The 17,979-nt window shown below is 68.7% G+C and carries 19 protein-coding genes; 6 read left to right on the plus strand and 13 right to left on the minus strand.

Annotated features, from left to right (window positions below; genetic code table 11):
- Positions 1 to 80: 80 nt before the first annotated feature.
- Entirely contained in the window at positions 81 to 608 is a 528-nt protein-coding gene (locus ABD768_RS26735; protein WP_343966841.1) for a DUF4446 family protein, read from the minus strand.
- Positions 609 to 740: 132 nt separating this feature from the next.
- Between ABD768_RS26735 and larB the strand changes: the two genes are divergently transcribed.
- Both larB and larC read left to right on the plus strand, forming a co-directional pair.
- The gene (larB, locus tag ABD768_RS26740; protein WP_425558452.1) at positions 741 to 1,478 is read left to right on the plus strand and encodes a nickel pincer cofactor biosynthesis protein LarB; all 738 of its coding nucleotides are present in this window, start codon (positions 741 to 743) and stop codon (positions 1,476 to 1,478) included.
- Positions 1,475 to 3,163 (plus strand): nickel pincer cofactor biosynthesis protein LarC, encoded by a 1,689-nt coding sequence (larC, locus tag ABD768_RS26745; RefSeq protein ID WP_344845096.1) that lies wholly within the window; start codon positions 1,475 to 1,477, stop codon positions 3,161 to 3,163. The genes larB and larC overlap by 4 nt, the downstream gene beginning before the upstream one ends.
- A gap of 81 nt (positions 3,164 to 3,244) precedes the next feature.
- Here larC and ABD768_RS26750 read toward each other — a convergent pair whose 3' ends face one another.
- From ABD768_RS26750 to ABD768_RS26760, 3 genes are read right to left on the minus strand one after another with little or no spacing between them, the layout of a single operon-like run.
- Positions 3,245 to 3,595 carry a cupin domain-containing protein gene (locus tag ABD768_RS26750; protein WP_344845098.1) on the minus strand — a complete coding sequence of 117 codons (351 nt, stop codon included), beginning with the start codon at positions 3,593 to 3,595 and terminating at the stop codon, positions 3,245 to 3,247.
- A 32-nt stretch (positions 3,596 to 3,627) separates the two neighbouring features.
- Positions 3,628 to 5,196, minus strand: coding sequence for an MptA/MptB family glycosyltransferase (locus ABD768_RS26755; RefSeq protein ID WP_344845100.1), 1,569 nt, complete (start codon positions 5,194 to 5,196; stop codon positions 3,628 to 3,630).
- Entirely contained in the window at positions 5,193 to 5,951 is a 759-nt protein-coding gene (locus ABD768_RS26760; RefSeq protein ID WP_344845102.1) for a glycosyltransferase, read from the minus strand. The genes ABD768_RS26755 and ABD768_RS26760 overlap by 4 nt, the downstream gene beginning before the upstream one ends.
- Positions 5,952 to 6,164: 213 nt before the next feature.
- On the opposite strand from ABD768_RS26760, the gene ABD768_RS26765 reads away from it, so the two are divergent.
- Positions 6,165 to 7,367 (plus strand): arginine deiminase, encoded by a 1,203-nt coding sequence (locus ABD768_RS26765; protein ID WP_344845104.1) that lies wholly within the window; start codon positions 6,165 to 6,167, stop codon positions 7,365 to 7,367.
- A gap of 229 nt (positions 7,368 to 7,596) precedes the next feature.
- Here ABD768_RS26765 and ABD768_RS26770 read toward each other — a convergent pair whose 3' ends face one another.
- The 4 genes from ABD768_RS26770 to ABD768_RS26785 form a co-directional block, all read right to left on the minus strand.
- The gene (locus ABD768_RS26770) at positions 7,597 to 8,565 is read right to left on the minus strand and encodes a DUF5926 family protein (protein ID WP_343966829.1); all 969 of its coding nucleotides are present in this window, start codon (positions 8,563 to 8,565) and stop codon (positions 7,597 to 7,599) included.
- Between the two features lie 45 nt (positions 8,566 to 8,610).
- Complete coding sequence (locus tag ABD768_RS26775; protein WP_343966827.1) at positions 8,611 to 9,027, minus strand: ATP-binding protein; 417 nt, start codon at positions 9,025 to 9,027, stop codon at positions 8,611 to 8,613.
- A gap of 252 nt (positions 9,028 to 9,279) precedes the next feature.
- Positions 9,280 to 10,161: a glycerophosphodiester phosphodiesterase gene (locus ABD768_RS26780; RefSeq protein WP_343966825.1), complete on the minus strand. Its 882-nt coding sequence runs from the start codon at positions 10,159 to 10,161 to the stop codon at positions 9,280 to 9,282.
- 68 nt (positions 10,162 to 10,229) lie between these two features.
- Positions 10,230 to 10,610: a winged helix-turn-helix transcriptional regulator gene (locus ABD768_RS26785; protein ID WP_343966823.1), complete on the minus strand. Its 381-nt coding sequence runs from the start codon at positions 10,608 to 10,610 to the stop codon at positions 10,230 to 10,232.
- A gap of 94 nt (positions 10,611 to 10,704) precedes the next feature.
- Between ABD768_RS26785 and ABD768_RS26790 the strand changes: the two genes are divergently transcribed.
- Together ABD768_RS26790 and ABD768_RS26795 are read left to right on the plus strand one after the other, a co-directional pair.
- A complete protein-coding gene (locus ABD768_RS26790) occupies positions 10,705 to 11,403 on the plus strand; it encodes an NADPH-dependent F420 reductase (protein ID WP_344845110.1) in 699 nt (232 codons plus the stop codon).
- Positions 11,404 to 11,530: 127 nt separating this feature from the next.
- Positions 11,531 to 12,502 carry a zinc-binding alcohol dehydrogenase family protein gene (locus ABD768_RS26795; protein ID WP_344845113.1) on the plus strand — a complete coding sequence of 324 codons (972 nt, stop codon included), beginning with the start codon at positions 11,531 to 11,533 and terminating at the stop codon, positions 12,500 to 12,502.
- A gap of 9 nt (positions 12,503 to 12,511) precedes the next feature.
- Here the strand turns inward: ABD768_RS26795 and ABD768_RS26800 are convergent, their stop codons facing one another.
- Positions 12,512 to 12,865 carry a 5-carboxymethyl-2-hydroxymuconate Delta-isomerase gene (locus ABD768_RS26800; protein ID WP_343966817.1) on the minus strand — a complete coding sequence of 118 codons (354 nt, stop codon included), beginning with the start codon at positions 12,863 to 12,865 and terminating at the stop codon, positions 12,512 to 12,514.
- Positions 12,866 to 13,005: 140 nt separating this feature from the next.
- On the opposite strand from ABD768_RS26800, the gene ABD768_RS26805 reads away from it, so the two are divergent.
- Complete coding sequence (locus ABD768_RS26805; protein WP_344845116.1) at positions 13,006 to 13,935, plus strand: hypothetical protein; 930 nt, start codon at positions 13,006 to 13,008, stop codon at positions 13,933 to 13,935.
- Positions 13,936 to 13,989: 54 nt separating this feature from the next.
- Here ABD768_RS26805 and ABD768_RS26810 read toward each other — a convergent pair whose 3' ends face one another.
- The 4 genes from ABD768_RS26810 to ABD768_RS26825 are packed head-to-tail and all read right to left on the minus strand — an operon-like array spanning position 13,990 to position 17,973.
- Positions 13,990 to 15,327: an LLM class flavin-dependent oxidoreductase gene (locus tag ABD768_RS26810; protein WP_344845118.1), complete on the minus strand. Its 1,338-nt coding sequence runs from the start codon at positions 15,325 to 15,327 to the stop codon at positions 13,990 to 13,992.
- Complete coding sequence (locus tag ABD768_RS26815; protein WP_344845319.1) at positions 15,324 to 16,061, minus strand: ABC transporter ATP-binding protein; 738 nt, start codon at positions 16,059 to 16,061, stop codon at positions 15,324 to 15,326. The genes ABD768_RS26810 and ABD768_RS26815 overlap by 4 nt, the downstream gene beginning before the upstream one ends.
- Complete coding sequence (locus tag ABD768_RS26820; RefSeq protein WP_344845121.1) at positions 16,058 to 16,909, minus strand: ABC transporter permease; 852 nt, start codon at positions 16,907 to 16,909, stop codon at positions 16,058 to 16,060. Before ABD768_RS26820 ends, ABD768_RS26815 begins: the two co-directional genes overlap by 4 nt.
- Positions 16,906 to 17,973 (minus strand): ABC transporter substrate-binding protein, encoded by a 1,068-nt coding sequence (locus ABD768_RS26825; protein WP_344845124.1) that lies wholly within the window; start codon positions 17,971 to 17,973, stop codon positions 16,906 to 16,908. The genes ABD768_RS26820 and ABD768_RS26825 overlap by 4 nt, the downstream gene beginning before the upstream one ends.
- Between the last annotated feature and the right edge of the window lie 6 nt (positions 17,974 to 17,979).

Here is a 17,979-nt window from a genome sequence, read left to right on the forward strand (position 1 = left end):
CCTGAGATGGTGGGTTGCCCCCTCAGATTCTCGCTGGGCAACCCACCATCTGAGGGGTTAACCCCTCAGATGTGGCGGGGTCAGTGGGGGTCGGGGGTGTCGCGGGGTTGGGCGGCTTCTTTGCGGAGGGTTTCGAGGGCTTCCTCTTCCTCCGGTGAGAGTTTGGCGTCGCTTTCGAAGGACTTGACCTCTTTGGCGTACGAGCGGGCGTCGTTGCGGCTGTTGATCGAGGTGAGGACGACGCCGTCGCCCTTGTCGTCGAGCAGGGCCATCGACCAGGACAGGCGGCCGCCCATGTCGCCGTACGCGTCGTAGCGGACGACCGCGAGGTGCTGCAGCGTCTCGCGGAGCTCGCTGCGGGCGTCCTCCAGCTCCTTGCTCAGCCTGCGCAGCTCGGACTTGACCGTGCCCGGCTTGGCCTCGGGCTGAGCCGGCTGGGGCTCGGTCTGGGACACCGTCTGGGGCTGCGGTTGCGGGGTGGCGGGCAGTTTCGCCGCGGCCTTGGGCGTGCCGGACTGCGCCCTCAGCGCCTGAATGGCGAACACGAGGGCGAGCACCGCCACGAACAGAGCGGCGATCCCGAAAGCACCGGCTAACGTCGAAGACACGCACCGCAGCCTAATGGCTGCGTGGTCAAGCGGCTGCGCTGCGTTGCCCGGCAGGGTGCCCCACGGCTGCCCCGCGGAGCCCCGGCAGGGTCCGAATCGGGCTATTCGTGGTCGGGCACGTAGATTCGCGGGGTGACTCATTCGCCTGACCCCAGCAGCCGCAGCAACAGCCCCGGCCCTCTGCCTGGAGTGCACGACCTCGGTTACGCACGCCTCGACACCGACCGCCTGGAACGCACCGGGGACGCCGAGGTGGTCTACGGCGCCGGGAAGACGCCTGAGCAGGTTGTAGAGCTCCTGCGCACCCTGCACGAGACACACCCGGGCCACGCCGTACTGGCGACCCGCCTGACCGTCGAGGCGCAGGAGGCGGTCACCGCCGCTCTGCCGGAGGCAGTAGTCGACCCGGTTGGCCGTACTGCGGTGCTGGGCTCTGCACCTGTGCTGCGAGGGACGGTGGCGGTCGTAGCAGCCGGTACTTCGGATGCACCGGTGGCGGCCGAGGCTGCGACGACTGTCGGGGTGTTCGGGGCCAACGTGGACCTGATCACGGACGTCGGGGTGGCCGGGCTGCACCGGATCATGAGCGCGCGTGAGCGGCTGGATGCGGCCGACTGCCTCATCGTGGTCGCCGGGATGGAAGGGGCGCTGCCGAGTGTCGTCGGTGGGCTCGTGGGGGTGCCGCTGGTCGCAGTACCGACATCTGTTGGGTATGGGGCGTCGTTCGGTGGGGTCGCCGCGTTGCTGGGGATGCTCAACTCGTGTGCGCCTGGGGTGACCGTGGTGAACATCGACAACGGCTTCGGGGCCGGGGTCTTCGCCGCCCGGGTCGCGCGTCGTGCTGCCCCGGCTGAGGTGAAGTCCCAGTGAGAATCGCCTGGATCGACTGCGCGGCCGGTGCCTCCGGCGACATGCTCCTAGGCGCCTTCCTCTCCGCCGGAGCCGACCTCGAGCTAGTCAACGCAGCAGTAGCCGCTGTGGATCCGTCCCTCTCGATAACCGTCGAACGAACCACAAGGCACCAGATCGCAGCCACCAAGGCATCGGTCCGAGTCAGCGGAGAACTCCACCCGGAGAACTTCCCCGACCTGGCGTCGGCTAACGCCGGCGCGTCGGATCACGTTGAGGCCCTGAGCACGCCCGAACGGGTGGCGGGCGAGGCTGGGCACGGCAGCGACCGCGCCGGTGAGGCGACCGGCCACGAGGCCGATGCCGCCGAGCCCGCTGGTGATGTGCCATCGCTCCGCTCGGCCTCGGCCGGGGAGGTGGGGCACGAACACGGTGAGGCCGATGGCACGCACGCCGCTGGTCACGGGCACGGGCATAGGCACGCTGGTGACGTGCCCGGGCAGGAGCACGGAGCCGGGCACGGGCACGGGCATGGGCACCCCGGTGACGCGTCGGAGGGCGACGTCGGGCATGGGCATGGGCACGGGCACGCTGGTGACGCGCCCGATGGCGGGGCCGGGGCTGGGCATGGGCACGCTGGTGATGCGTCGGAGGGTGACGTCGGGCATGGGCATGCTGGTGACGGGCCCGATGGCGGGGCCGGGGCTGGGCATGGGCATGGCGGGGGCGGTGGGCATACGCGGACCTGGGGTGAGGTGCGGAGGCTGATTGAGGGGGCTGGGCTTTCTGACGCCGTGCGGGAGCGGGCGTTGGATGTGTTTGCCCGGTTGGCTCGGGCTGAGGGGGCGGCTCATGGGGTCGAGCCTGATGAGGTGCACTTTCATGAGGTCGGGGCGTTGGATGCGATCGCGGACATCGTGGGGGTTGCGGCGGCGTCGGTTGCGCTGGAGCTGGATCGGATAGTTGTTTCGACGATCGCGTTGGGGGGCGGGCGGCAGGTTCGCGGGCAGCATGGGGGGATTCCGGTGCCGGGGCCCGCGGTGCTGGCTTTGTTGAGTGAGGCAGATGCGCCTGTGGTCGGTGGTACGGCGCCGTACGAGATGACCACGCCGACTGGGGCGGCGCTGCTCGCCTCGCTGGCGGATGATTTCGGGCTGCTGCCGCCGATGCGGATCCAGCAGACCGGCATCGGCGCCGGCGGGCGTGACCCGGTCGAGGTGCCGAACATCGTCCGGGTGATCGTCGGCGACGCGCTCGAGCGGCCGGCCAGCGAACTCGTCTACGAGACCAACGTCGACGACCTCGACCCGCGGATCTGGCCGCAGGTGCTCGCCCGGCTGATGGAGGCCGGCGCGGCGGACGCCTGGCTGACCCCGATCCTGATGAAGAAGGGTCGCCCGGCGCACACCCTGTCGGTGCTGGTCGGCGGCGCGAACGCCGAGGAGGTCCGCTCGGTGATCCTGTCCGAGACGTCCGCGATCGGCCTGCGCGAGTCGTCGATCCGCAAGCACGCGGCCGACCGTGAGTTCGCCAGCGTCGAGGTCGACGGCCAGCGCATCCACGTCAAGATCGCCCGGTACGGCGGCCAGGTGGTCAACGTGCAGCCCGAGTACGACGACGTCGCCGCGGCCGCCTCGGTCCTGAAGAAGCCGATCAAGTCCGTCCTGGCCAAAGCCATCGCCGCGGGCCACGAACTCTGGAGCTAGCACCAGGTGCTGCGGTGCCGGAGAGGGCAGCGCCGGAAGCCTGCCGGCGCCCGGCACCCTGACGCTGCCAGGGCTGCGCGACTAGGAAGCGTCGGCTGGGTGGGGCAGGTCTGGGTGGCGGCCGGTGTAGGGCGGGGCGAAGAAGACGAGGAGGGCCAGGTCTTCGGTGACGTCGACGAAGCGGTGGGGTTCTTCGGCGGGGACGAAGAGGACGTCGCCCGGGCCGATCAGCTCGGTCCGGGACGGGGTGACCAGGGTGGCGCGGCCGGTGGTGACGACGTAGATCTCGTCCTCGCGGTGCGGCTGCTGGTCATCGACTCCGCCGACTGGGATCGAGTACGTCCCGACCGACAACGACTTGGTCGTCAGCTGATCCACGTAATGGCTCGGCAGCTCGTGCTTGAACTCGCCCGCCCCTGAAATCTTGTGCACCGGCTGAGACTAGGGCACCCAGCCGGATAGCCCTAGGGCGTGGAGACCTTCTGGGCTTCTGGCTTGGCTTTGCGTTTCGGCCAGTCGTACGGCCACCACTGGGCGCCGCCGCGGCGGGCCCAGACGATCAGGCCGATCAGGACAGCGAGCTCGATCGCTGGGCAGACGGTGTCGCGGAGGCGGGTGCTGAACCACTCGAGCGAGTCGGACAGGAACGGCGCCACCTGGCGTGCGTTCGGGTCGCGGCCGGGGACGTAGGCGATCGCGATCATGGTGGTCCGGATGACCATCCACTTGTCCACCTTCGACGCGGCCACCGCGGCCAGCGCGACCCACGCGATCACGTCGTACCAGGGCAGGGAGTACATCGCCGTGACGATCCACGCGATCCCGTAGATGGCGGTGTAGCGGATCGCCTCGGGGGTGTGGTCGTCCGGGTGGGTGCGCGGGACGAGCGACTTCGGGAAGACCTGGGAGAGCAGGATCGCCAGCACGATCAGGCCGACCCAGGCGGCGATCGCGAGCACCGTGCGGACCAGGCCGTTCGGCAGGAACAGGGTGAAGAAGCTGAGCAGCACCTTGTGCGGGGTGCCGGTGGAGATGAAGGAGCTGTTCGAGCGGGCCTGCTGGAGGGCTTCGAGGCCGACTACGGCGTACAGGCCGGCCATCGAGATCGCGCCGCCGATGCAGAACATGATCGCCTTGCGGCGGTCGGCGCGCAGTGACCAGAGCATGGCTACGCCGACCAGGCCGATCGAGAGCTTCGTACAGCCGGCGATGCCGAGCATGATGCCGGCCAGGAGGATGTGTCGGCGGAAGAGCACCAGCGCGATCACCGCGAACATCACTGCGATCGCGTCGTTGTGGGCGCCGGCCAGTACGGTCCAGAGCAGCAGTGGGTTGCCGAGGGCGAGCATGGCGACGCGGCGCTTGGCGGGGAGGCTGGGGCCGACGAGCTTCATCAGCAGCAGGCCGGAGACGATCAGGCTGACCGCGACGGACAGCTGCAGCATCCAGACGGTGAGCTGCATCGAGTCGCCGCCGACCCAGGACGAGAACCACTGGACCCAGGTCGCGATCGGGCCGTAGACGCTCTTCGCGCCCTGCCACGGGCGCTCGGTCGCGGCGATCACCGGGTCGTAGCCGAGGCGGATGGTGTCGGCGGGGGCTGTCGTGTACGGATTGCCGCCGAGCGACATGATCCGGCCGTACGCGGCGTAGATCAGGACGTCGCCGGATGCCATCGGAGGTACCAGGGTGACGGCGGCCGTAGTACCGATGCCTAGGGCAACCAATCGGTTGACGCGGGGGGCCCAGCCGTTCTTGATCGCCCGTGCTGCAAGGAAAACACCGTAGCCGCCGAGCAGGATCGCGACGTAGATCATCAACGTCACGAGCCAGTCGTTCGGCTTCGTGTTGAACCAGTACGACGGCAGCCAGGCGTGCCGATTGGTCAACGTCAACACCACAACCGAAGGCCCCAGCAACCCGGCAGCAACGATCAGAGCCGTCGACGCAAGATACAAACCGACTGCTCGCTTGCCGTCACGGTCGGCGGCCGGCGAGGCGGCAACCACCTCTTCGGCGTTTTCAGTACTCATTTGCTGGGTCCGCGGGTGGGGACGGCGTTGCGAGCCGACAAGGCTCGGCGGACGTGGAGGTACTGGCGGGCTCGGTGGAGTTGGCCTCGGAGGTCTGTGCCGGTGGCCCGATGCCGGACGTCGATGGGGACTTCCAGGATGCGGAAGCCTTTGCGGCCCAGGTCGATGCTGAGGGCCGCTTCTACGCCGAAGCCCTGGGCCAGGGGGCGGGCTGCTTCGAAGGCGACTCGGGTGAGGCAGCGTTGGCCGGAGAGGGGTTGTTCGGGGGCCCAGCCGGTGGCTTGCTCGATGCCGGAGCGGGCCAGGCGTACTACGAAGCCGTGGCCGCCTGCCTTGCTGCCGTCGGCGCGGATCTGGGCGGGGAGGGTGCCGATCGTCATGTCGGCACGGCCGGCCAGTACGGGCTCGATCAGCGGCTCGGCGCCGGCCGCGGAGTCGGAGAGATCTGCGTCGAGGAAGAGAAGGTGTCGTGGTTGCGCACCATCTTGCTCCGCCACGGCGGCGGCGCCGGTCTCCATGGCCGCGGCTTTTCCGCGATTCTTCGGGTGCCGTACGACGGTCGCGCCGGCCCGCTCGGCGGCCTCGGCCGTCCCGTCGGTGGAGCCGTCGTCGACGACCACGACCAGGTCGACGCCGGCGATCTTGCGCACCGCGTCGACGGTCGCGACGATCCGCTCGACCTCGTCCTTGGCCGGGATCACGCACGCGACGGATCCCAGCGTGGGCTCGACGGGAGGCAGATCAGTACCGGACACAGCACCGCAGCCTAGTTGTTCCGCAGCCGATCCCCGCCTTCGTACCCGCACCCTGTGGATATCTCGTCCTTTCGACCGATCCCCGGCACCCTCCTCGCCAAGTTGGAAATCCTGCAAAATTGTCGGACAATCAGACAGAATCACGGCAGCCTGCCGCTCACGGCCAGGCTGCCGTAGCTTGGTGGGACGGGATCCGGACGAGAGGGCAGGCAGATGACCGAGGCGTATGGCGTCGACAGCGAGGTCGGGCCGCTGCGAACCGTGATGCTGCACCGGCCGGGCAACGAGCTCCGCCGGCTGACACCACGCAACAACGACAAGCTGCTCTTCGACGGCCTCCCCTGGGTGGGCCGCGCGCAGGACGAGCACGACGCGTTCGCGCAGGTGCTCCGCGACCGCGGCGTCGAGGTGCTCTACCTGCACAAGCTGCTCGCCGAGTCACTGAGCGACCCGGCCGCCCGGGCAGTGGCGGTCAGTGGCGCGACCGAGGATCTGCGACTCGGCGACACGCTGCGCAGCTACCTGCAGGCGAGTCTGACCGCGCTCGACCCGGAGCAGCTGGCCGAGGCGCTGATGGCCGGCGTACGCAACGACGAAGTACGGGCCGGAGGTGGGCTCGTCACGTCGCTGCTCGCCCACGAGGATTTCCTGATCGACCCGCTGCCGAACCTGCTGTTCACCCGCGACTCGAGCGTCTGGATCCATGACAACGTCGCCGTCACCTCACTGGCGATGCCGGCCCGCGTTCGCGAGTCGCAGCTGACCGAGCTGATCTACACGTACCACCCACGCTTCGCCGGGGCCGAGAAGGTGTACGACCACAGCCTGGAGCACGTCGAGGGCGGCGACATCCTCGCCCTCGGGCCCGGAGTGCTGGCCGTGGGCGTCGGTGAGCGGACCACGCCGGCCGGGGTCGAGCGACTCGCGCGGCGGGTGTTCGCGAAGGGCCTGGCGCACACCGTCCTCGCCGTGCCGATCGCACAGCAGCGGGCGACGATGCACCTGGACACCATCTGCACGATGGTCGACGTCGACGCCGTGCTGATGTACCCGAACATGGCCGAGGAGATGCGCGCTCTCGCCGTCACCGCCGAGGGCGACGAGCTGCACGTCGCGGAGTCCGAGCCGTTCCTGGTCGCCGCGGCCAAGGCGCTCGGCATCGACACCCTGCGCCGGATCGATACCGGTCTGGACCCGGTCACCGCCGAGCGCGAACAGTGGGACGACGGCAACAACACCCTCGCGCTCGCCCCGCGCGTCTGCGTCGCGTACGAACGGACCGTCGAGACGAACCAGCGGCTGGAAGAGTCCGGCGTCGAGGTCATCCGCATCGCCGGCTCCGAGCTCGGGTCCGGTCGAGGCGGCCCGCGATGCATGTCCTGCCCGGTACTACGGGACCCGGTCACCGTCGCCTGACGCAAGCAATCAGGCTCCGGATGTGGCAGCGATGCCGCATCCGGAGAGGTACCTGACAACGCAAGTACGAGGGACGACACGCGGAGTGAAATCGGGGGTTGTCGACAGGGCCGGTTATGAGTACTCTTCATGCCTAGGCCCAGGCCCTGTTGCTCCCCCGTCAGCAGGACTTGGGCCGTCCACGTGAAAGGGCCCCGCACTCATCGAGTGCGGGGCCCTTTGTTCCGTCCTAACGGATCGTCAACTGACGGCTGGCCAGACCGGCCCGGGCCGCCCGCTCTTCGGTCGTCAGCGGAGCCTCGGTGGCGAGCGCCTTGTCGAGCGCGACGGCGAACTCACCAGCCGGCTTCTCCAGGTCAGCGGCCTCCGCGTCGGCGGGCAGCTCCCACACCGGCGCCAGTACGCCGAGGGCGCGGAAGGAACCGATCAGACGGCTGCCCTCGGTCAGCGCGGACGAGCCGGCCGCGTGCAGCCGGGCGAGCGCGTCGAGCAGCGTGTCCTCCGCATGCGGCAGCACCCAGCGCAGGTACCGGCGGTCACCGATCTGGGTCCAGTACGCCGCTTCGACCGACTCCAGCCGTACGGTCGGAGCAGCCGCCGCGTTGGCGCGCTCGAGCCCCGCCGCCACCTCACCGGTCGGGTCGTCGACGTTCTCGCCGACCCAGTAGTCGAAGCCCTCGTGCACCTTGACGGTGATCGGCTTGGAGGTGTCGATCAGGTCCTGCAGCCGCGGACCGTCCTTGAGCAGGTCGCCCAGCTGGATCGGGTTGCCCGGCTCGGTCGCCAGCGCGGCGGTGATCGCGTGCGCGACGTCGCGGCTCGGGTCACCGGACGAGGCGTGCGTCTGCAGGCCGATCCAGATCGTCTCGTCGTCGCGGACCAGCCCGGGCATCGCCATCGGCAGCAGGGTGACCAGGTTGACGGTCTTGCCCTTGTGCTCGCCGGCCAGCGTGACCTCCGCCGTACCGGCCGGGACGATCTCGCGGAAGGCGATCAGGTCGCACTCGGACGGCAGGCCCTCGAACGGGCGGACCACGAAGCTGTCGGCCGCCTGCGCCTTCTCACGGCCGTGGCACTGCTTGAACCGCTTGCCGGAGCCACACGGGCAGGGTTCGCGCGGGCCGACGTCGACCAGGTCGGCCGGGTCCAGCGTGACGGTCGTGGTGTTGTTGGCGCGGTTGCGCGACTTCTTTCCCATACCCCGCAGTCTTGCAGTACCGGGCTACCGGTCACCAACTCGCGGTCAGCGCGGAACGAGGGCGTACACGGTACGCCGGTGCTGAGCGGTCCGGACGCCCCATTCGGACGTCAGCACGTCCACGATCGCCAGGCCGCGGCCGCCGACCGCATCGGGGTGCGCGTCGGCGATCCGGCGCGGCTCGGTCTCACCACAGCCGTCGACCACCTCAAGATGGATTCCGGCCTTGTCGATCCACCAGGCGGCACGCACCTCACCACCCGGCAGCGGCGGCGCGTACCGGATCGCGTTGGAGAGCAGCTCCGAGAGGACCAGCTGCGCGTCGTCGCAAGCGTGCTCTGTCACCCGGTGCCGCTTCAGATAGCCGGCCAGACGGCGGCGGGCGTCCGCTACCGCGGACACTTCATGCGGCAGTACGACGTCCACAACACTCACGTCGGCGGGCAAGGTCGCAGAGGACAAGCAGGGTCTCCTCAAGTCGGAACAACACTCCCACTTCTGCCCCCGATCGGGCGTCCGAAAACACCCTTGCGTATTCCGTTACATAGCGGCGCCGAAGTTCACGCGTTTAGCAGAGAAACCGAGACAATTCGGACGGAATTGAACGTCCAAATAACAGCTCGCATTCGGCCCGTCACGCAGAAGGACAAAGTGAGACGCACTGCACAAACGCTCCGCAACCGGCTTCGCTCGAATGAGCGCGAACCGGAGTGGTCAATCGGGTCGGTGGGAGCGCCGCAGCGGCAGGTGGAGCTTGCGGCGGGAGGGCTGGGCCGGGAGGGCCGGCGAGGTCTGCGGAGGGGTCGCCAGCGTCTGGATGGCCAGCTCCGGGCGGTCGCTGATCAGGGCGTCGACGCCGATGTCCTGGCAGTGCCGGACGTCCTGCTCGGTGTTCACGGTCCAGACGTGCACCTGGTGGCCGTGTTTGTGGGCGCGATCGACGTACTCCGGGTGGGCGGTGACGATCTCCAGGCTCGGACCGGCATACGAGACCCCCGTGGGCAGGGAGCCGTCGCGGAAGCGGAGCGGGACGCGGTCCATCAGCAGGACCGTGCGGAGGCCGGGCGCCAGGACGCGCATCCGGCGCAGTGAGAGCCAGGAGAAGCTCATCACCCGGATGGGCGACTCCGTGCCGATCTTGGGGTGGGCCCAGCCGAAGCGGTCGAGCATCTCGATCAGGCGGCGCTCCACGAGCCCGGCGTACCGGGTGGGGTGCTTGGTCTCGATCGCCAGCTCCAGCGGGCGGCCGGCGTCTCGTACGGTCTCCAGCAGCCGCTCGAGGGTGAGCACCTTGGTGAGGTCGGGGTCGGGCAGCTCGGCCTCGTCGTCGAGCTCGGCCCAGGGGTTCTTCCACGAGCCCCAGTCGAAGCCGTCCAGCTCCTCCAGGCTCATCGTGGACAGCACCCCACGCCCGTTGGAGGTCCGGTCGATCCGCCGGTCGTGGACGCAGACCAGGTGCCCGTCCGCGGTCAGCCGGATGTCACACTCCAGCCCGTCCGCTCCGGCCTCGACGGCCCGGCGGTACGCCGCCAGCGTGTGCTCGGGACTGACTTCGCTGGAGCCACGATGGGCCACCACGCTGGGGCGTTTCGCCATGAGCCAACTCTGACACGCTCACTCGTCAACAACTCCGGCAGGCGCGCCCAACGCGCTCGCCCCGGCGGCTAGGCCCGGGCGGCCGGAGCCGCGTGGGTCGCCGGGGCGGCCGGGAGGATCGCTTCGCCGTTGTCGGCGGCCCATTGTGCGAGGGCTGCGAGGGGGCCAGCGGCTAGTGAGGAGCCTGTGGGGGTGAGCTCGTAGGCGACGCCCCGGTGATCGGCGGGCACCGCCGTGCGGGTGATCAGGCCGTGCTTGGTGAGTCGTGCGAGGGCCTGGCTGAGGACCTTGTCGCTGACCCCGCCGATACCTGCCAGGAGGTCGCGGCGGCGCGTAGTACCGCGCCTGAGCGCCATCAGGACGAGCGGGTCCCAGGTGTGGGCGATCAGCTCGGTCGCCTGCCGGAGTCTGCAGTCCGCCACGAAGGTCTCACAGCCGCCGTTGTCCACCTCTCGATTGTCGCAGGAAGTTCCCTACCGATCGGTCGGAGAACGGTCCCTAGCGTGAATTGCAGAAAACTGGACAAGTGGAGGATTTGATCAAATGAAGATTGCCTTTCTGGGGACCGGGAACCTGGCCGTTGCACTCGGCAAGGTGTGGGCGGCGGCCGGGCACGAGATCTTTGTCGCGGGACGATCGTCGGACAATTCGGCAAAGGCCGCCGCGGCGTTCTCCGGTACGCCGATCGCGCCGGCCGGGCTGGCCGCGGTCGCCGACGTGATCGTGGTCACGGTGGCGTGGGAGGGGTTGGCGCCGATGCTGTCGATGGCTGGTGCTCCGGACGGGGTTTTCGCCGGAAAGACGGTGATCGACTGCACCAACGCCGTCGACTACACCACCGGCCGGCTGAAGCCCGAGACCGGCTCGGCTGCTGAGCTGGTCGCCTCGCTCGCACCAGGCGCACACGTGGTGAAGGCACTGCACATGTTCGCCGGAACGTCCTGGCCAGGCCGACCCAACGCCGCGCGAGGCGCCGACGCGGTCGGCGGGGCCGGGGCGGTCGGCGGGGCCGGGGCGGCGGACGCCTCGGGTGGGCGGGCGGTTGTGGCTGTCTGCGGCGACGACGGAGGTGCTCTCGAGGTTGTCGGGGGCCTTGTGCGGGACCTCGGAGGCGAGGTGGCGGTCGTCGGTGACCTGGGTAGTGCCCGGCAGTTGGAGGAGGCGGCTGGGTTCGTGATGCGGGTGGTGGCCGCTGGCCACAACCCCCGCTCGGCCGTCCCCGATGTGCCGAACGACAGGTAGTGCACCCCCGTACGCCGTACACATCGGCTCCGGCCCCGCTCAAGTGCACTAGACGCCATCGCGGACATCCTGTCCTTGGGGACGGGAGGGGCGGGCGGGCGTCGGGGACACTGGATGGGTGACCACCATGCGAGCAGTTGTGTTGACCGAGCCTGGGCCGCCGGAGTCGTTGAAGGTCAGCAGTGTGGAGCGGCCGGAGCCGCGGGCCGGGTGGGTGCGGATCAAGGTCGAGGCGTTCGGGCTGAATCGGTCCGAGTACCACCTCCGGGCCGGGATGGCGACGAACGCGAAGTTCCCGGTCATCCCGGGGATCGAGGCGACCGGCACGGTGGACCTGGCGCCCGGTGGCGAGTTCGCGGTCGGGCAGCAGGTGGTCGCGATGATGGGTGGGATGGGGCGCGAGTTCGACGGCGGGTACGCGGAGTACACCGTCGTACCGGCCGGCTCGGTCGTACCTGTGACCACCGACCTCGACTGGGCGACGCTCGGCGCCTTGCCGGAGATGCTCCAGACGGCCCACGGCTCGCTGCACACCGGGCTCGGGATCCAGGCGGGCCAGTCGATCCTGGTGCGGGGCGGTACGTCGTCAGTCGGCGTCGCCGCCGCCGTACTGGCCAAGGAGCAGGGGCTGACGGTCTTCTCGACGACCCGGAACCCGCAGCGGCTGGAGATGCTGCGCGAGCTCGGCGTCGATCACCCACTGCTCGACGACGGCAACGTCGCGGCACAGGTCCGCGAGATCCTCCCCGACGGCGTCAACGCGGCCCTCGAGCTAGTCGGTACCAACGTCCTGCCGGACACTTTGAAGGCCACCGCCATCCACGGCACCGTCTGCTTCACCGGCATGCTGAGCGACGCCTGGACGATCCCCGACTTCTACCCGATCGGCTACCTCCCGAACGGCGTCCGACTCACTGCCTACAGCGGCGAATCCAGCGACCTCCCCGCCACCGCCCTGCAGCGCTATGTCGACTTAGTTGCCGCAGGCAAACTCCCGATCCGGATCGACCGCGTCTTCGCCCTCGACGAGATCGCCGAGGCCCACCGCATCATGGAAGCCGGCGAAGCAGTCGGCAAACTGGTGGTCCGGGTCAGCTGACTTCGCCCGTCAGCGGACTTGTTTGTGGTAGTTGGCGAGGTCGCGGATCTCTACGGTGAGCTGGATGTTCAGGTCCGGGGTGGGCTTGAGGTGGTCGGTCAGTAGCGCGAGGACGAGTTCGGCCAGGCGGTCCTTGGTTTCCGTGTCGCGGCCCGGCAGGAGCGCGATCTCGAGGTGGATCATCGCCTCGCCGGGGTTGCCGTCGGCGATGACGGTCTCGCCGGTCGGCCGGAAGCGGGTCTTGAAGGCGGGCACGGTGCTGCCGATCACCTCGGCCGCCGCGGGATGCAGCGCCAGCGCAAACCCCTGCCGATCGAACGCGTCCGTCAACGACTCCGAGTACTCAACTCTGATCTGAGGCATGCGACCCATTATCCAAGGCCCCGGCCGTTGCAGGTTGATGCAATTCGGGCGATGGGGGTGGCGGTCGCCGGTACGGTGTGCCTGACATTCGGCGGTGCGCGGGGGACCTGCGGCATCGCGACCAAGGGAGAACTCTGCTGATGAGGATTCGTCGATTCGCTCTCGCAGTAGCCGGGCTGAGCCTGGCCGCGGGCGCTGTGGGGGCCGGCCAGGCCACTGCCGGAGTACAGGGCAAGCCCGGGCCGGATTTTGCGGCAGCCGGTCAGGCGCAGGCGGCGGGGCCGTGCGACGTGCAGGTCGGCGCCGTGGACAGCACCGGACAGGCCAGCGCAAACAAGATCTATGCGACCAAACCGCTCAGCGCAGGCGGGCCGATGGACTTCAAGTTCTTCCCGATCCGCGCCAGCGCCACTTGGTACTACACGGGTGTCAACACGCCCAAGTCGTACTACAGCGCGTACGTCCTGCAGGGCTCGAACCTCTACCTCGCCAGGGCGAACTATGAGTTCGGCGATGCCACTGCACCGACAGCCAAGCGGGTCGGCACCGGTTGGGCCGGGTTCAGCACCATCGCGACCTCCAATGTGCTGGGCTCCAAGGGACACAAGTTCCTCTACGGCCTGCACACCAACGGTTCGCTGTACCGGTACAACGTCACCACCGGCGCGGTGAAGTCGTACGGGTCGGCCCCTGGCTACGCGGGATTCAAGGCGATCACGGTGATCTCCGAGACGGCTGGGTACGACACCCTGCTGGCCAGCACCAAGGCCGGGGCTCTGTGGACCATTCACATCCCGGTCACCGCGCCGTTCAAGGCGACCCTCAAGCTGGTCCGCTCGACCGGTTTCAAGGCGTACGACTATCTGGTCGCCCAGCGGTGTGGCTCGAGCAGCACCATGCTCGCCGGGCTCAGCAAGACCAGCCAGGTGGCGACCGCCTACGCCGTCAGCCACGCCAACGGCACCAAGACCGTGATCAACCCTCTCGGCACTATCGAACTCCACTCGAAGGCCAGCAGTGTCCGTCTCCTCCGCACAGGGAGCGACGGACCGCAGCTGCTCGGCGAGTGACTTCCTGACGTAGTTGCCCACCGCGTCCTGGAGGAGACGCGGTGGGCAAGTTTCTTAGCTGACCGCTTCTTGTAGGGATTTCGTGCGGCCGGCTGGGCGGGCGAGGCCGTAGTGGTCTCGGAGGGTTGTGCCTGTGTAGTCCGTGCGGAACAGGTCGCGGGCTTGCAGGATCGGGACTACGTGGTCGGTGAAGACCTCCAGGCCGGACGGTAGGACGGCGGGCATGATGTTGAAGCCGTCCGCGGCGCCGGCGTCGAACCATTCCTGGATGGCGTCGGCGACCTGCTCGGGGGTGCCGCTGAAGGTTCGGTGGCCTCGGCCTCCGCCCAGGCGGCCGATCAGCTGGCGGACGGTGAGCTTCTCGCGACGAGCCAGCGTGACGATCAGCGTGTAGCGGCTCTTGGCACCTTCGATCTCGTCCTCGTCGGGGAGGTTGGAGGGCAGCTGCTGGTCGAGCGGGAGATCCTCCGGCTTGACCCGCAACGTCTTGGCCAGTTGCCGGCGGGCGTACTCGGGCTTGATCAGGTCGTCGAGTTCGCGTTCCAGACGCAGCGCCTCGGCCTCGGTGTCGGCGATTACCGGGACGATGCCGGGGAGGATCTTCAGCGTCGACGGGTCACGGCCGAGCGCCGCAGTACGGGCCTTCAGGTCGCTGTAGAAGGCCTGCGCGTCTTCGAGCGTCTGCTGCGCGGTGAAGACGGCCTCGGCGTACCGGGCTGCCAATCCCTTGCCGTCCTCGGACGATCCGGCCTGGACGATCAGCGGATGGCCTTGCGGTGAGCGCGGCAGGTTGAGGGCGCCGTGGACCTGGAAGTGGCGGCCGACGTGTTCGATCGGCTGGACCTTGGCGTCGTCGCCCCAGATACCGGACTCCTTGTCCGCCAGCGTCGCGTCGTCCTCCCACGAGTCCCACAGCTTGTACGCGACCTCCAGGAACTCAGCCGCCCGGTCGTACCGCTCCGCGTGCGCTGGTTGGTCGGCCAGGTTGAAGTTCTTCGCCGCCTCCGGCCCGGCCGTGGTGACCACGTTCCAGCCCGCGCGCCCGCCACTCACGTGATCGACGCTCGCGAACCGCCGCGCCAGGTTGTACGGATCGTTGTACGTCGTACTGGCCGTAGCGATCAGCCCGATCCGTGAAGTGGCCGCCGCGATAGCGGTCAGCAGCACGGTCGGCTCCAATGCACCGGCCGGCCGACGCCCGATGTCGCCGATCAGCTGCGGCGAATCGGCGAAGAAGACCGAGTCGAACTTGCCGCGCTCGGCGATCCGGGCGAGGTTCTGGTAGTGCGCCACGTCCGTGTTGGCGACCGGGTTGCTCTCGGGCAACCGCCAGGAGGCCTCGTGATGCCCGGTGCTCATCAAGAACGCGTTCAGGTGCAGATGACGGCTCACAGCGAAACTCCCAACGCATCGAGAAGTCTGGTACGAACGGCAGCGAACCCGGGATCCGCCGGACTGCGCGGCTCGGCGAGCTCGATCGCCTCCTCCGCGACGATCCGGCCCTCGTCGAGCACGATCACCCGGTCGGCGAGCACGATCGACTCGTCCACGTCATGGGTGACAAGCAGGACGGCCGGCTGATGCGCGGCGCAGAGTTTCCTCAACAGGACATGCATCTTCAGCCGGGTCAGCGCATCGAGCGCTCCGAACGGCTCATCGGCGAGCAGCAACGCAGGCTCGCGAACCAACGAGCGTGCCAACGCGACCCGCTGCTGCTCGCCACCGGAGAGCTCGTTCGGCCAGGCCTTCTCGCGCCCCGCCAACCCCACCTCGGCAAGGCTTTCCCGTCCCCGCTCCTCGGCGCCGCGCAAGCCCAGCACGACGTTGTCGAGAACCCGGGCCCAAGGCAACAATCGTGAGTCCTGGAAGACAACGGAGACGTTCGCCGGTACGACGAGTTCGCCCTCCCCCGCGACGTCGTAGTCCAGCCCGGCCAGCGCCCGCAGCAAGGTGCTCTTGCCGGAACCACTCTTTCCCAACAGGGCAACGAACTCGCCCGGTTCGATGCTCAGATCGAGGTCGGAGAGAACGGCACGGTCGTCATAGCGTCGAGTCAGTCCACGAACCTCGACAGCCTTCCCCCCTCCCTCGCTTTCCTTCCTTCCCTTGTTCTTTTCAAGGGTCAGTCCGCCAGTGTGCGTCGCCATGACAGCGTCCTCCTCTGGACCAGTCGGACCGCGCCATCGGAGAGCAGGCCGAGCGCGCCGTACAGGACCAGGCCGACGATGATGATGTCGGTCTGTCCGTAGGTGCGGGCCAGCTCCATCATGTAGCCGATGCCGCTGGTCGAGTTGATCTGCTCGACGACCACCAGCGACAGCCAGGCGGCCGTCACGGCGAAGCGCAGGCCGAGCAGGAATCCGGGCAACGCGCCGGGCAGTACGACCCGGCGGATGAACTCCCAGCGGGACAGCCCGACGGTCTCGGCGAGTTCGACGTACCGGCTGTCGATCGTGCGCAGGCCGTTGTGGGTGTGGATGTAGATCGGCACGAAGACGCCGAGCGTGATGGTGGTGATCTTCATCGACTCGCCGATGCCGAGCCAGAGGATCAGCAGCGGCAGCAAGGCGAGCGACGGGATCGCGCGCTTGATCTGGATCGGCCCGTCGAGGATCGCCTCACCGAGACGGCTCAGGCCCGAGAGCAACGCCAGGACGGTGCCGAGCAGCACGCCGATGCCGAGGCCGGCGAAGGCTCGCTGGGCGGACGTCAGCAGGTTCGACTGGAGCCGGCCGTCCGCGATCAGGTCGCCGGTCGTGGTGACGACGGTCCACGGCGCCGACAGGACGCGCGGATCGAGCAGGCCGGTCGCGGATCCGATCGACCACACCACCAGCAAGAGGATCGGGCCGAGCGCGGCGCCGAACTTGATCTGCCTACCCGGCCCGAGCCGGCGGCGCCGACGGAGCGGTTGAGCGATCGCGCGTTGCTCCCGCTCCCCTGTCCGGAGGCCGGGGATCGCCAGTTGCGTCACTTGGCCGCCGCCTTGATCGCGTCGGAGGCGACGGTCTGGAAGCGCAGGTCGTACAGATCCTTGGCCTGGATCACCGGCTTGCCGGTCTCCTTGGCGAGCAGCTCGATGGTCTCCTGGTGGCGCTTGATCGCGTCGGTCCAGTCACCGCTGATGTCCGGGTGCCCGGCGTTGTCGACCAGCCACTGGCCATCGGCCTCGGTGAGTCCCTGGTCCTTCACGTAGTACCCCTCGATCCATTCCTTGGGGTGTTTGTCGATCCAGTCCTGAGCGACTCCCCACGCGGCGACATAGGCCCGGATCGCGGCCGCCTTGCCCGCGTCCTCGAGCGACTCGGTCGGCCCGTAGAGGTGACCGGCATCATCGCGGAGTCCGTGCTGGATCGTGATCCCGCCGTCCTTGCCGTACTTCGTCAGGTACCGCTTGATCTGGACGCCGCCGATCGGCGCGACATCGATCTGCTTGGCCGCGAGCGCGTTCGGGTAGACGTCCCCCGTGCTCGGCAGCTCGACGAGCTTGACGTCCTCCTTGGTCAGCCCTGCCTTCTTCAGCACCTTGAGCACTAGCGCGCCCTGCGCCTGGCCCGGGCTGTACGCGATCTTCTTGCCGCGCAGATCGGCCAGCGTCTTCACCTGTACGCCGGGAGCGATACCGAGCTCGTAGATCGGGTGATTGATCGGGTCCAGCCGGAACTTGGAGGCGACGATCTTGACGTGCAGCCCGGTCCAGGTGGCATGGATCGACGGGATCTCCGCGACCGAGCCGAGGTCCAGCGCATGCGCGCGGAACGCCTCGGTGGTCTGTGGACCACCGCTGAGGTTGGCGAAGGTGGTGTACTTCGAGACCTTGTCGAGCTGGCCCGACAGCTTGAAGGCGACCTGGGTGGCCGGATCGCCGACGACGATCTTGACGCCGTCCGGCACCTCGGTGGGCAGCGGGGCGTCGAGCGCGAGCTTCGCGCCGGTACCGCCGGCTTGGGCGTCGCCGCCGCAGCCGGACAGCAGGGTGACGGCGGCGAGGGCCGTGGCGGCAAGTGCAGCAAGGGATTTTTTGGGCATGAGCTTCATCCAGAC

The organism is Kribbella ginsengisoli, assembly GCF_039537185.1.
Taxonomy (GTDB): Bacteria; Actinomycetota; Actinomycetes; order Propionibacteriales; family Kribbellaceae; genus Kribbella; species Kribbella koreensis.